Genomic DNA, 12,910 nt, shown 5'->3' with positions numbered 1-12,910 from the left:
CCGGCACCCGCAGCGGGTGCCGGCGCCACGCCGCGTTCGGCCGCCAGGCGGGGCAGCGTGATCGCTCGGGATCCGGGCGCAGGGAGGTCCCGGAAAGGGACGCCGTCTACGAATCTACATCGTAAAGGCCGTGGTTCTGCTGTCTCACCCCGGCCAACCCGGGCCGATTCGTCCGCACACCCGCTCCGACACGTTAGTCTCCGAACGACAAGGCCCGAATCGGCTGCGCCTTCGGCGGCCCGAGGGCCACATCCCCTCGTGCGGAAAGCGACGTTCCATGACCGTGACGTCCAGAACCTCCACATTCGAAGCCGCCGCAGACCGATCGGAGACCGAGTTCGGGAACCTGTGCGACCAGGCGCGCGATCTGGCCGAAAGCGGCCACCTCAAACGCGCCGCCCAGCTCTACACGCAGGTTTTGGACGGCGACTCGCACCACCACCGCCCCATGGCCGCGCTCGGCCTCGCGGTGGTCCGGCACACCCTCGGCGACATCGGCACCGCCCGTGAAGCCGCCCGGATCGCCGTCGACACCGGCCACCCCGAGTACGCCCCGCGCGCCGCCTACCACCTCGCCCTGTCCTATGAGGAGGAGGACGCGGCCGAGCAGGCCGAGGAAGCGTGGCACGACGTGCTCGCCGCAGGGAACGACCGCTACACCCCGGCCGCCCACTACGGGCTCGCCAGGATCGCCGAGGGACGCGGGGACCCGGAGACCGCCGCCGGCCACTGGGGCCGGGTGCTCGACGGCCCGGACCGCGGTCTGGCGGCGCAAGCCGCCCACGACTACGGTGAGCGGCTCCTGGCCCGCGGCGACGTCGACATGGCGGCAGAGGTCATCCGGCACGGGCTGGCGGCCGAGGACCACCCTGCGCTGCGCCTGCTGCTCGGCGCGGTACACGTGGAGCGCGCGATCGGCGAGTTCGGTGCGGTCGTCGACGCCTCCCGCGACGACGAGGCGGCCACCGGTGAACCGGGAACCGCTGCGGCCGCCGTCGAATTGCTGGCCCGGCTGCTCGCCGTGCGCGGCGACACCGAGGCGGCCGAGCGGGCCTGGGAGACGGGCCTGACGCACCGTGACGCCGCGACCGCCGCGGACGTGCGCGCGCGGCTGCGCCGCGGCTTCCTGGACCCGCACGCCGACACCGCGGCGGAGGAGAGCGCCGACCGGGCCGCGGCCGGTGACACCGTGGCGTGGTGGGACCCTTACCTGGAAGCGGCCGTCGCCCAGGGCAGCACCCCGATGCTCGCCGGCGAGCTCTTCTACGCCGTCGACCGGATGTACTCTCGGCTGGCGATGCCCCTCGTCGACGACGAGACACGGGCGGCGGCGCTCCGGCGGACTCTTCAGGAGACGGTCCGCTCACCCGGTGAGTACGTGTGGGGGCGATCGCTCCACGACGACTTTCGGGAGCGGCTGCGCCGGGCGGCGGGATCCGACACCGACGTCCTCCCGGAGGGCTGGCCGGACCACGCCGACCGGGACTGACCGCGGCACGATGAACGACCGATGCAACCGACCCGCGAACCGATGAAGGCCCGATGGAGATCGCCACACCCCGGGGACCGGCCCGGATCGACCTCGATACTCCCGGCGGGCGCGCCCGCTACCTGCTGGTGGTCACGCACGGCGCCGGCGGCGGCGTCGACGCCCCCGACATCCTGGCGGTCCGCGGCGCCGCGCTGAAGGCCGGCGGCGCCGTCGCGCGGGTCACCCAGGCCTACCGGGTGGCCGGACGGAAGATGCCGGGGGCGAAGACAGAATCGCAGGACGAGGCGTGGCGGGCGGTGGTGGCGGCCCTGACCGAGCGGCCGGAGTTCGGCGGCGTGCCGCTGGTGCTGGGCGGCCGCAGCAACGGCGCCCGCGTCGCCTGCCGGACGGCCGCGGACCTCGGGGCCGCGGCGGTGGTGGCACTTGCGTTCCCGCTGCACCCGCCGGGTCGGCCGGAGCGGTCGCGAGCGGCGGAACTGCGCGGTGCGGGTGTCCCCGTGCTCGTGGTCAACGGTGACCGGGACCCGTTCGGTGTCCCCGACGCTGCCGATGCCACCACCCTGCTGGTCCGGCCGGGGGAACGCCACGACCTGGCCAAGGACCCGGAGGGCGTGGCCGGGGCCGTGGTGGAGTGGATCACCCGCCACGTGGCGTGAACGGGCGATCCCTCTGCCGCCGGTGGTCGTCGCGGCTCGCGGTCGGCCCCGGTCGCGGGCGCCACCGGTCCCTCGCCGTCACCGAGACGCGCGGGGAAGACGGGTCGGCGGTCAGGCCGCGGCGGGTGCGTCGGTGGGGCGGTGCGGGGCGATCACACCGCCGTCGGGCAGCAGCTCGCCGGTGTCCTCGAAGATGACCACACCGTTGCACAGCAGGCTCCAGCCCTGTTCCGGGTGGCCGGCGAGCACGCGCGCGGCCTCGCGGTCGACGTCGTCGAACGAGGGGCAGGTGGGTGTGTGCTGGCACATCGTGCGCCTCCGGTCTGTTATCCGTGTTTCGCCGCGAGATGCACCGATCGCACGCTAGTGGTCTGCGGCCCGCGGCATCTTGCGCTTATACCTGGTGAGACGCACGAAACCCCAGGTCGGTGCGGCAGCGGCCAGGTGTGGCCACGGTCCGATCCGGTGGAACCCCGGCGCCGCGGTCGGCATCGGATCCTCCCCGTGCGCCGCACGGGACACCCGCGGGGTCAGGCCCCCGGGTCGTCCCGAGACAGCCGGTCGGCATGGCGGACCGGTTCGGGGATCCGGTAGTTCGGCGCCGTCCGCAGCACCAGCTCGGTCGCGCTGTCCAGGTCGATGCGGTGGCCGATGGAGACGTAGACCGGTTTCACCCCCGTGCGGGTGCGCAGCGCCCGGCCCACCACCTCGTCCCCGTCGACCAGCGGCGACCACGACCCGCGCTGCTGCCCCGGAGGCTCGGCCCGCCCGACGAACGGCGTCTTGCCGACCCCGAGGGTCGGCCGGTCCAGCAGCACCCCCAGGTGGCAGGCGAGGCCGAAGCGGCGCGGGTGGGCCAGGCCGAACCCGTCGCAGACGAACACGTCCGGCGCGGTCCCCAACCGGTCGATCGCGTCGAGCAGCGGCGGCAGCTCGCGGAACGCGAACAGCCCGGGAACATACGGGAAGCGGGGAGCCGTGGCCACCGTCGCCGCGTCGACCACCTCCAGGGTCTCGGCCGACAGCACCACCGCGGCCGCCACCAGCCGCCCTTCGGTGTAGCTGACGTCCAGCCCCGCGACCAGCCCGACCCGCTCCACGTCCACGGGCTGCGCGCGTACCCGCGGCGCCAGGAGGTCCTGCAGGGCGCGTGCCTCCTCGACCGACGGCGGCCCGCCGCCGCGCGGCCATGTCGCCGCGGCCGGGTCGATGGCCCCCGCCGACGGACGGACGGGGGAGGGGAGGGGCTGCTCGCTGCCGGCGGGACGGGCGTTCATGAAGCCAAACTAGCGCCACCGGCGGGGCCGAGGGGCACCGCGGTCGGAAGGTCAGTAGCCGCCGCGCGTTCTGCGGGCGGCGGGACGGCTGCGCCGCCCCGCTCCCGCCAGGCCACCGCGGTAGAAGGCGCGGATGAGCTCGCCGCCGAGGTTGACCCCGGCGCCCAGGGCCAGGCCGATCGCCACCGCCTCGGCCAGCCCCAGCAGGCCTGTCACCGCGTCGCCCATGGTCATGTGCAGCAGCCCGCGGTACAGGATGCTTCCCGGCAGCAGGGGCGCGATCGCCGGAATGACGTAGGGCAGCACCGGCCGCCGCGTGCGCCGCGACAGCCAGTGCCCGACGATTCCGATCACCATCGCCCCGGCCACGGTGCCGATGATGGGCGGGGCACCCGACACGGTGCGCAGTCCTGCGTAGATCACCCAGATCAACACGCCCATGGCGCCGATCGCCGGCAGCATGCGCGGAGGCACGGTCAGCGACACCGCGAAAGCCATCGCGATCCCGGCCGCACCGACGAGCACCATCACGTCCATGCTGGTGCCGGCGGAAGGCAGGTTCTCCAGGTCCATGTCGACGCCCAGCCGCACCGCCGTATAGGCGACGGCACCCACACCCGACACGATCGCACCGAGCGTGAAGAAGACCTCCAGCAGCCGCGCCGACGCCGACACGTAGGCGCCGCTGATCCCGTCCTGCAGGCTGGAGACCAGGGGGCGCCCGGGCAGCAGGGCCATGATGTTACCGGTGATGATCGCCCCGGCGTGCAGCCCGAGGTCGAGTTCCGCGCTGATCCACAGCAGCGCGACGCCGATGCTGGAGGCGACCACGGACGCCGCGGTCATCTGGTAGAACTCCGCGACCCCGCGCTTGGCCAGGAAAGCGGAGGCGCGGTCGCCCAGCACCGTCGCCAGGAACGCCGCCGCGGCCACGATGAACTGGCCGCCGACCATGAGGCTGGCGCTGGAGGCGATCAACCCGAAACCGACGATGATCAGCCAGTTGGGGTAGGGCGGGCGGGAGCGCTTGATGGCGCGCAGCCGCGCGATCGCGCCCTCCAGCTCCACCTGCCCCAGCGCCGCGTCCTGCACCAGCGTGTGCAGCTCGTTGACCCGGAAGTAGTCCAGTGTGCGCCGCCGGACCACCCGTTCGCCGGTGACCGGCGGGTGGTCGCCGCCGGGGTGGGCGGAGATGGTGATGGCCGTGAACGTCACCGAGACCTCCGTCCGCGGCAGCTCGAAGGCCACGGACAGGCTCAGCATCGCCTCGCTGACGGCCTCGGTGCTCTCGCCACTGGCCAGCAGCAGCTCGCCGACGCGCAGCACCAGGTCGATGGCGCGCGGGTCCGGCAGCTCGATGATGTCATCGTCGAGGCCGTCGCCGTGGAGCTCCGGCTCGCGGGCGGCGCGCCAGTCCCGAAGACGGGCCAGCAGGTTGTTCTCGTTCAGCGACGTCGGCTTCTGCGGGTTCTCGGCCATCGGAGACCTTCGACAACTCCTCAGCGGGGCGGCGTGCCGCCGGGGTCGGTACGGCGGCGGGACCGGGGTCACGGATGGGACGCCGCGTCTCCGGTCGTGGTTGGCCGCGCATACCACCGCAGGGCGGGTGAGGTCGGTCACCCGGTGCCGCACCGGGCACGCTCGCACGGCGAACACCGCCGGGATGCCGCCCCGGACGTCGTATCGCGGTGTGTGCGTGGATGTGGATGCGGTGGAAGAACCGGCGCCCGGTGATCGGGATGCCGTCGCGCCGCGCGGCGGTGGACGGGTTGCGGGCCCGGTATCACAGGCTATCCGAACAGCCCGGTGACGCCACCGCCGCCGCTCCCTCAGTCATCGCTCTCACCTGGGCGGATGATCCCGGTCTCGTAGGCGTGGACGACGGCCTGGACCCGGTCGCGCAGATCGAGCTTGGTCAAAACGTTGCCCACGTGCGTCTTCACCGTTGTCTCGCTGACGACCAGGCGGCGGGCGATCTCCGCGTTGGACAGGCCGCGGGCGAGCAGGCGCAGCACCTCGCGCTCGCGCTCGGTCAGGTGGTCCAGCCGCGGGGCGGGCTGCTCCCGCGTCGAGGGCAGCTTGTCGGCGAAGCGGTCCAGCAGTCGCCGGGTGATCGTCGGGGCGACGATCGCGGCGCCGTCGGACACCACCCGGATCGCGCCCACCAGGTCGTCCGGCGGCACGTCCTTGAGTAGGAATCCGCTGGCCCCGGCCCGCAGCGCCTCCACAACGTACTCGTCCAGGTCGAAGGTGGTCAGCACGAGCACGCGGATCTCCCGCCCGGTCTCGTGCGACCAGCGCAGGATCTCCCGGGTGGCGTCGATGCCGTCCTTGCCGGGCATCCGGATGTCCATCAGGACCACGTCGGGTAGCAGCCGCTTGGCCGCGGCGACGGCCTCGTGGCCGTCGGAGGCTTCGCCGACGACGGAGATCTCGGGTTCGGATTCGAGGATGAGCCGGAAACCGGTGCGGAGAAGCGGCTGGTCGTCGACGAGCAGGACACTGATGGGCATGTGATGATTGTTCCCGATCACCCGAGGGGTGCGGACCCCGGGACCGGTCAACGACCGGATCCGGCCTCGACGGGCACCCGGGCGCGCACCTCGAACCCGCCGCCGGGGCGGGGGCCGGCGCGCAGCTCCCCGCCGTACAGCGCGACCCGCTCGCGCATCCCCACCAGGCCGTGCCCGGGTTCGTCGGCGGTGCGCTCGTCGGGCGCGGGCCCCGCCCCGTCGTCGGTGACGGTCACGGTGACGGTGCGCCGCTCGAAGACGAGCGACACGGTCGCCGCGGCCTGCTCCCCGGCGTGCTTGAGCACGTTGGTCAGCGACTCCTGCACCACCCGGTACAGGGTGAGGTCCAGCCCCGGAGCCAGGTCGGGCAGCTCGCCCTCGATGCCCAGCTCGACCTCCATGCCCATCTCGCGTACCTGCTTGACCAGGTCGCGCAGCCCGTCGACGCCCGGCCGCGGCGAACGGTCGGCCTCGTCCGTGGGCGTCCGCAGCACACCGACGATCCTGCGCATCTCCGACAGCGCCAGCCGCCCGGTCTCCTCGATGTCGATCAGGGCCTGGCGCGCGCGGCTCGGGGAGCGCTCCATCACCCGCTGCCCGGCGGTGGCCTGAACGGTCATCACGCTGATGTGGTGGGCGACGACGTCGTGCAGCTCGCGGGCGATGCGGGAGCGCTCCTCGGCGAGCACCGCGCGGGTGTGGGCGTCGCGCGCCCGCTCCAGCCGCTCGGCCCGGGCCTTGAGCTCCCGCATGTCGTCGACACGCATGCGGACCAGCCGCCCCAGCCACCAGACCGCCACCAGGATGCTCATGTAGAACGCGAAGTCGATCCACACCGGGATCGTCAGCGATTCCATCGGCGTGAGCCCGATGGCCACCAGGTAGAGCGCCACCCCCAGTACGGGGCTCAGCAGCGCGCGACTCAGCTCCTGGTAGCGCGAGGTCGAGTACACGGCCACCGCGAGGCCGGGGGTGGCCGACCCCCAGGCGAACATCCCCGCGTAGTCGGCGCCGATGCCGCCGACGATCAGGATCGACATCGCGAGCAGCGGATGGCTGCGGCGGACCAGCAGCACCGCCGCCAGCACGGCCCCCGTGATCAGGCCGCCGGTGCGGTGCGGCCAGTAGTGGGCGATCTCGGGGTCCGCCACCACCAGCGGCAGGATGGCGGTGTTGAGCATGATGAGGATGAGCACGATGACGATGTCGGTTCCGCGCTCACGGGACACCGGACGCCAGCGGTCCCACGGCAGCGTGGGTGCGGGGTGCGGGGGCGTCGGGTCGGTCACCCCTCCCACGCTAGACGCGGTCCCGGGGTCGGACCGACCTCCGGCCGGGGGATATTGGCCTCCTACGCCAGGATGAAGTCCCCTCACACTCCGTGCTCCCGGGCCACCCTCTGCGACGGGTGGCCTACGGCGGCGGTTGAGGCGCGGGAGCCGCGGAGCCGGCCGGGGCCGTCGGCAGCGGCGGGGGTGTGCCGCCGAACTCCGGGCACACGTCCCGGTGGTCGCACCAGCCGCACAGCTTGCTGCGCCGCGGGGCCCACAGCCCCGACCGGGCGGTCGTCTCGATCTCGCGCCAGATGGTCAGGATCTCCGCCTCGGCGGCCAGCAGCTCCTCCCGCGTCGGCTCATACCAGCGCACGCCGCCGTCGCCCAGGTACATCAGCTGCAGGCGGGTGGGGATCTCGCCGAGTTCGCGCCAGAGCATCACGGCGTAGAAGAAGATCTGGAACTTCGCCTTGTCCTCGAAGCGCGGTTTCGGGGTCTTGCCGGTCTTGTAGTCCACGACGCGGATCTGGCCGGTGGGCGCCACGTCCAGGCGGTCGACGTAGCCGCGCAGCCGCAGCCCCGACTCCAGGGTGACCTCCAGGCGCAGCTCGCGCTCGCGCGGCTCCAGCAGCTCGGGCCGCTCCATCTCGAAGTAGCGGTTCAGCAGCGTGCCCGCCTCCTGCAGCCACGCCTCGGTCTCCTCATCGGAGGAGAACAGCTCGCCGCTCTCGGGGCGCTGCCCGCGCAGTCGCTCCCACTGCGGCCGCACCAGCGACAGGGCGGTTCGCGGCGTGCGGGTCTCGGCGGGCAGTTCGAAGAGCCGCTCCAGCACGGAGTGGACGAGTGTGCCGCGCAGCGCCGCGGCGCTCGGCTTCTCCGGGAGCCGGTCGATGACGCGGAACCGGAACAGCAGCGGGCACTGCAGGAAGTCGGCGGCGCGCGACGGGGACAGGGCGGCGACGAGCGGTGCGGAGTGCGGGGCGTCCATGGCGCACCAGCCTATGCGGGAGCGCCCGGGCGCGGGGCACGCGCGCACCGCGTAGCCTGGGCAGCGTGACCGAACACGGCAGTGCGACGACCCCCACCCCGCCGGAGAACGGCTCCCGCCCCTCCGCCCGCAGCGCGGGGCTGCTCATGGGACGGCCCTTCGGCATCCCCGTCTACGTGACCCCCTCGTGGATCGTCATCGCCGTGATCATCACCGTGCTCTACCAGCCGGTGGTCGACCGCACCCTGGCGCTGGGCGGGCTCTCCTACGCGGTGGCCTTCGTCTTCGCGGTGCTGCTGTACGCCTCGGTGCTCGTGCACGAGCTGGCGCACTCCGTGGTCGCCCGCATGTACGGGCTGCCGGTCCGCCGGATCACCCTCTACATGCTCGGCGGCGTCTCCGAGATCGAGCGCGAGGCGCCCACCGCGCGCCAGGAGTTCTGGGTCGCCTTCTCCGGGCCGCTGCTGTCGCTGGTGCTGGCGGGGCTCGGCTACGTCGCCTACGGCCTGGTCGACCCGTTCACCATCGTCGGTGTGCTGCTGTGGCAGCTGTGGGTCGCCAACCTGCTGGTCGGCCTGTTCAACCTGCTGCCGGGGCTGCCGCTGGACGGCGGGCGGCTGGTGCGCGCCGCCGTGTGGCAGGCGACGCGTCGGCCCACCGCCGGAACCGTGGTCGCGGCGTGGGGCGGCCGGCTGCTCGCCGCGGTCGTCGTGAGCCTGCCGTTCCTCTTCGCCTGGTGGCAGCAGACCACCCCGAGCGTGTTCGCGGTGCTGTGGGGCGTCCTGCTGGGCGCCTTCATCTGGATGGGCGCCGGATCGGCGCTGCGCACGGCACGGCTCCGCGAACGCATCCCGCGGCTGCGCGCCCGGCTGCTGGCCCGGCGCCCCGTCGCGGTGGCGGCCGACACCCCGCTGGCCGAAGCGCGGCGCCGGATGCAGGAGGCCGACGCCGGGGCGATCCTGGTCGTCGACGCCGCGGGCACCCCCACCTCGATCGTCGACGAGGACGCCGCCGCCGCCGTCCCCGACACGCGCCTTCCCTGGGTGCCGGTGGCCAGCGTCGCGCGCGCGATCACCTCCGCCTCGGTCATCGGCGCCGATCTGGACGGCGAGGAGCTGCTGGGTGAGCTGCGCCGCCACCCGGTTCCCGACTACCTGCTGGTCGAGGAGGACGGCTCGGTCCACGGGGTGCTGCGCGTCCGCGACGTGGAGGCCGCCTTCCGGCGCTGACCCCGACGACGGTGACGGGCACACGTCGCACGGTGTCCGTTTCGCCCGATCGGTGTCCGGGGTCGTCCCGGGAAGGCAGGCATCACCGTCGGGCGCCCTGGGGCCAGACCACCACTACCGGGCACTCCTGGGCGTTGGCGTAGCCGACGACGTCGGCGGTTCCGCCCTCACCGCGTGACGGCCCGCCGTCCCAGACCGCCACCAGCTCGTCGCAGTGGTCCACCATGTGGCGCCCCGCGTCCATGTGCGCCTCGGGCGTCGACTCCAGGTGGGGGAGGCGGTGCACCAGCACCGCCCGTCGCAGCAGCGCGTCGTACTCGGGGTGGTGCTCGGCCGGCAGGGCATCGCGGTAGGCCTCGGCCGGGACGACCACCTCCAGCGGTGCCCCCGCGTCCACGACCGCGCGGGCGAAGATCGCATCGGCACCGTCGGCCAGGCAGGACATCCCCACCATGTCCCCGTCGAACGGCGCGAGGTGGTCGCGCAGCGCGGTGTCGACGGCCTGCGCCACGTCCGGGGGAAGCCCCCGGTGACCCGTGATGGCGATGCGTCGCAAGGTCATCGTGAACCCCTCCCCGGAGTCCGGTGCCGTGTGAAGGGGAACTACCCGCCTGTTCAACGGTTTCTACTTCAACCTCGCACACGGTGGCGTCGCGCCCCGGAGAGGAAGCGGCCGCGAAGGCCGGCCCGGCGGCCGACGGAACCCGTCGCTAGGCCGAGAGCAGGCCGGTGAGCTGCGCGTCGAACTCCCGCACGCTGCGGGCACACGGACCGCGGTAGGCGCGGCGGAACCGGCGGACCCGGCCGATCACCCGCTCGGAGTGCATCCGCACTCCGGTGCCGAGCGCCTCGGCGGCCAGGCGGAAGGCCTCGTCGACGTCCCCGGCGTCGGCGTGCGCCGACGCGAGCTCGACCTGCAGCACCGCACCCTGCTTGCCCGTGGGCCGGGCACCGCCGAAAGCCTCGCCGAAGGCCGCACGCGCCTCGTGCGGACGGCGCAGCCGCACCCCCGCCAGCGCCCGGTAGCCGGCGACCTTGGCGTGGTCGAAGGCGAACACCCAGGGCCAGGGCGGGTCGCTGTTGTCGACCCGGTCCACCCCTGCCTCGGCCGCGGCGATGTCGCGGGAGGCCGCCGAGGCCGCTCCGAGCGCGGAGCGGCCCAGCGCACGTACGCATGCCAGCCAGGCGCAGGCGGTGGGGTGGGCGTCGGGGCCGAGCTGCCGCCCGGCCTCTCGGGTCAGGGCCAGCCCCAGCTCGGGATCGCCGGTGTCGATCTCGAACGCGGCGAGGCTGCCGATCATGTAGGCGGTCAGCAGGCGGTCGTCGGAGTGCCGGGCGTGGACGATGGCGGCGCGGTAGTGGCGGCGCGCGGTCCCGGCGTCGCCCATGTCGGTGTGGAGCCAGGCGGTGAACCCCGCGGCCTCGCTCGCCGCCGCGGCGATCTGCGGCGCGAAGGGCGTGTGCTCGGCCCGCTCCAGGGTGCGGGTGATCAGGTCCAGGTGGGAGCCTGCCGCTCCGGCCAGGTCGCGGGCGGGGGCCGCGGCGTCGAGCCGCCGCTGGGCGCCGGTGATGGCGCGCAGCGCGGCCGCGGTGTTCTCGCCGAGGTCGATATCGGGCCAAGGCGCGGCGGGCGCCGTCGGGCCCGCCGCCATGGCGGGCAGTGTCACCGCCGTGGCGGCGACGACCCGCCCGAAGTCTCTGCGTCTCGTCGGATCCGCCCCCCTCCCCGATGCAGCCTTGCGCGTGAACCGGAGCAAGTGGATGGGGACGTCGAGCCGCTCCGCGATCTCGCGGACCTGGTCGACGGTCAGCGACTGCTGCCCGTTGACCACGCGGGAGACCCAGCTCTGCGAGTAGCCCACGACCCGTGCCAGCTCACCCTGGGACCATCCGCGGGCGAGCCGGACCTCCTCGACGATGACCGCCATGTCGCATGTGGCCAGCGCGGTGGCCAGTGCGGAGCGGGACCAGAACTCCGGCGCGAGTACGCCGTCACGCTGAGGCATGAGCCTAGATTAGGCGGGTGCACCCCCCTCCGTGGCTATGAGGAGGAAAAATGGGGCAATGCGCGGGGCGCATAGCGGCGGCTCGGGGGCGGGGTTCCGGTGCACAGTTGAGGGGCGGACGTCACCGGGGGATCGAGTCGATCTCGGTTCGGAGTCGGAGCGCCGATGACCGTTGAGCCTCTCCGCAGGGCACGCCCGGTGCGGTCGGGCGCGGCCCCGCCTCGGACGCCGAGGCGGGGCCGGCTCCGGGTGCTCGGCGGTCTCACGGTCGAGCTGTGCTCCTGCGGGCCGGAGGCGCGGAATGGACGGGGTCATCGGGGCGGCCGACGCGATCGTCTTCGGTCCCGCATGCCGCATCCAGCGCGCCGTGCTGCCGCCCGCACCGGGGACGTCCGCGGTCGGTGCCGTGGCGGGCCGGGGACCCCTCTACCTCGGCCCGACCCGCGCCCCGGCGATGGGGAAGGACACCGCCGAACACGCCCCAGGCCCCGTGTGCGGTCCGCGGCCGGTCCGGCTCCGTCGCCGGGGCGTCAGCCGCCGTCGCCGAACCGCTCGGCGGCGAGCACGGCCGCGCCGACGATGCCCGCCGTGTTGCGCAGCCGCGCCGCCACGATCGGTGCGCGCAGGTGCAGCAGTGGCAGGAACCTGTCGGCCTTGCGGCTGACCCCGCCGCCGACCACGATCAGGTCCGGCGACAGCAGGTCCTCGACCACCGAGTAGTAGCGCTGCAGGCGCTCGGTGGCCCATTCGGCATAGGTGAGGCCATCGCGGTCCTTGGCGCTGGAGGCCGCCCGGGTCTCGGCGTCCTGCCCGTCGATCTCCAGGTGGCCGAACTCGGTGTTGGGCACCAGGCGGCCGTCCACCAGCAGCGCCGTGCCGATCCCGGTACCCAGCGTCGTCAGCAGCACGACACCCTCGGTGTCGCGCGCCGCCCCGTAGCGGTGCTCGGCCACGGCCGCGGCGTCGGCGTCGTTGACCACGCGCACGCGCCGCCCCGTCACCTCGCTCAGCAGGTGCTCCACGTTCACGCCGATCCACGAGGCGTCCACGTTGGCCGCGCTGAGGGCGACCCCGTGCCGGACCACCGCGGGGAAGGTGGCCCCCAGTGGGCGGTCCGCCGCGACGTGCTGCGGGAACGACGCGGCGATCTCGGCGACGACCTTGGCCACCGCCTCGGGGGTCGCGGGCCGCGGCGTCGCGATCTTCACCCGGTCCACCACGAACCCACCGGTGTCCAGATCCACCGGGGCGCCCTTGATGCCGCTCCCACCGATGTCGATCCCCAGCCCGACCCGGGGCACGTGGCCCGTCATCGTCTACCGCCCTTTCCCCCGTGCGACCCGACGCGCTGCGCCGGCCCCGCGGCCGCGGAGCCCGGTCTTCCTCCCTCTTCCCTTCCCGATCCTGCCGGAGGATCACCGTGCGGCCGGATCCGGCCGCACGGTGATCCTCCGGCGGCCCGTACATGGCGCGGG

General features: G+C 73.8%; 12 protein-coding genes. 3 read left to right on the top strand and 9 right to left on the bottom strand.

What is annotated here, in order from left to right; all coding sequences use genetic code 11:
* Positions 1 to 277 precede the first annotated feature (277 nt).
* Positions 278 to 1,489 carry a tetratricopeptide repeat protein gene (locus HNR23_RS10645; protein WP_184075422.1) on the top strand — a complete coding sequence of 404 codons (1,212 nt, stop codon included), beginning with the start codon at positions 278 to 280 and terminating at the stop codon, positions 1,487 to 1,489.
* Between the two features lie 53 nt (positions 1,490 to 1,542).
* Entirely contained in the window at positions 1,543 to 2,148 is a 606-nt protein-coding gene (locus tag HNR23_RS10640; protein WP_184075421.1) for an alpha/beta hydrolase family protein, read from the top strand.
* Positions 2,149 to 2,259: 111 nt separating this feature from the next.
* Here the strand turns inward: HNR23_RS10640 and HNR23_RS10635 are convergent, their stop codons facing one another.
* The 6 genes from HNR23_RS10635 to HNR23_RS10610 form a co-directional block, all read right to left on the bottom strand.
* On the bottom strand, positions 2,260 to 2,457 hold the full coding sequence (locus HNR23_RS10635) for a DUF5999 family protein (RefSeq protein WP_184075420.1): 198 nt from the start codon (positions 2,455 to 2,457) through the stop codon (positions 2,260 to 2,262).
* Between the two features lie 221 nt (positions 2,458 to 2,678).
* Positions 2,679 to 3,425, bottom strand: coding sequence for an endonuclease V (locus HNR23_RS10630; RefSeq protein ID WP_184075419.1), 747 nt, complete (start codon positions 3,423 to 3,425; stop codon positions 2,679 to 2,681).
* Positions 3,426 to 3,476: 51 nt separating this feature from the next.
* Entirely contained in the window at positions 3,477 to 4,904 is a 1,428-nt protein-coding gene (locus HNR23_RS10625) for a threonine/serine exporter family protein (RefSeq protein ID WP_184075418.1), read from the bottom strand.
* 350 nt (positions 4,905 to 5,254) lie between these two features.
* Entirely contained in the window at positions 5,255 to 5,938 is a 684-nt protein-coding gene (locus HNR23_RS10620; protein ID WP_184075417.1) for a response regulator, read from the bottom strand.
* Positions 5,939 to 5,985: 47 nt separating this feature from the next.
* A complete protein-coding gene (locus HNR23_RS10615) occupies positions 5,986 to 7,227 on the bottom strand; it encodes a sensor histidine kinase (protein ID WP_343070512.1) in 1,242 nt (413 codons plus the stop codon).
* A gap of 124 nt (positions 7,228 to 7,351) precedes the next feature.
* Positions 7,352 to 8,200: a RecB family exonuclease gene (locus HNR23_RS10610; protein ID WP_184075416.1), complete on the bottom strand. Its 849-nt coding sequence runs from the start codon at positions 8,198 to 8,200 to the stop codon at positions 7,352 to 7,354.
* A 65-nt stretch (positions 8,201 to 8,265) separates the two neighbouring features.
* On the opposite strand from HNR23_RS10610, the gene HNR23_RS10605 reads away from it, so the two are divergent.
* Complete coding sequence (locus HNR23_RS10605; RefSeq protein WP_184075415.1) at positions 8,266 to 9,429, top strand: site-2 protease family protein; 1,164 nt, start codon at positions 8,266 to 8,268, stop codon at positions 9,427 to 9,429.
* Between the two features lie 82 nt (positions 9,430 to 9,511).
* Here the strand turns inward: HNR23_RS10605 and HNR23_RS10600 are convergent, their stop codons facing one another.
* The 3 genes from HNR23_RS10600 to ppgK form a co-directional block, all read right to left on the bottom strand.
* On the bottom strand, positions 9,512 to 9,985 hold the full coding sequence (locus tag HNR23_RS10600; RefSeq protein ID WP_184080177.1) for a hypothetical protein: 474 nt from the start codon (positions 9,983 to 9,985) through the stop codon (positions 9,512 to 9,514).
* A gap of 154 nt (positions 9,986 to 10,139) precedes the next feature.
* Positions 10,140 to 11,435, bottom strand: a complete 1,296-nt coding sequence (locus HNR23_RS10595; protein WP_184075414.1) for a helix-turn-helix domain-containing protein — start codon at positions 11,433 to 11,435, stop codon at positions 10,140 to 10,142.
* A 530-nt stretch (positions 11,436 to 11,965) separates the two neighbouring features.
* A complete protein-coding gene (ppgK, locus tag HNR23_RS10590) occupies positions 11,966 to 12,748 on the bottom strand; it encodes a polyphosphate--glucose phosphotransferase (RefSeq protein ID WP_184075413.1) in 783 nt (260 codons plus the stop codon).
* Positions 12,749 to 12,910 lie beyond the last annotated feature (162 nt).

Origin of the sequence: Nocardiopsis mwathae (assembly GCF_014201195.1) — a bacterium.
In the GTDB taxonomy this organism is placed as follows: domain Bacteria; phylum Actinomycetota; class Actinomycetes; order Streptosporangiales; family Streptosporangiaceae; genus Nocardiopsis_C; species Nocardiopsis_C mwathae.
This window is presented reverse-complemented; position numbering and strand designations above follow the sequence as displayed.

Coding starts and splice junctions, on each gene's coding strand:
- HNR23_RS10645 (WP_184075422.1), top strand. CDS start 278: ATGACCGTGACGTCCAGAACCTCCACATTCGAAGCCGCCGCAGACCGA.
- HNR23_RS10640 (WP_184075421.1), top strand. CDS start 1,543: ATGGAGATCGCCACACCCCGGGGACCGGCCCGGATCGACCTCGATACT.
- HNR23_RS10635 (WP_184075420.1), bottom strand. CDS start 2,457: ATGTGCCAGCACACACCCACCTGCCCCTCGTTCGACGACGTCGACCGC.
- HNR23_RS10630 (WP_184075419.1), bottom strand. CDS start 3,425: ATGAACGCCCGTCCCGCCGGCAGCGAGCAGCCCCTCCCCTCCCCCGTC.
- HNR23_RS10625 (WP_184075418.1), bottom strand. CDS start 4,904: ATGGCCGAGAACCCGCAGAAGCCGACGTCGCTGAACGAGAACAACCTG.
- HNR23_RS10620 (WP_184075417.1), bottom strand. CDS start 5,938: ATGCCCATCAGTGTCCTGCTCGTCGACGACCAGCCGCTTCTCCGCACC.
- HNR23_RS10610 (WP_184075416.1), bottom strand. CDS start 8,200: ATGGACGCCCCGCACTCCGCACCGCTCGTCGCCGCCCTGTCCCCGTCG.
- HNR23_RS10595 (WP_184075414.1), bottom strand. CDS start 11,435: ATGCCTCAGCGTGACGGCGTACTCGCGCCGGAGTTCTGGTCCCGCTCC.
- ppgK (WP_184075413.1), bottom strand. CDS start 12,748: ATGACGGGCCACGTGCCCCGGGTCGGGCTGGGGATCGACATCGGTGGG.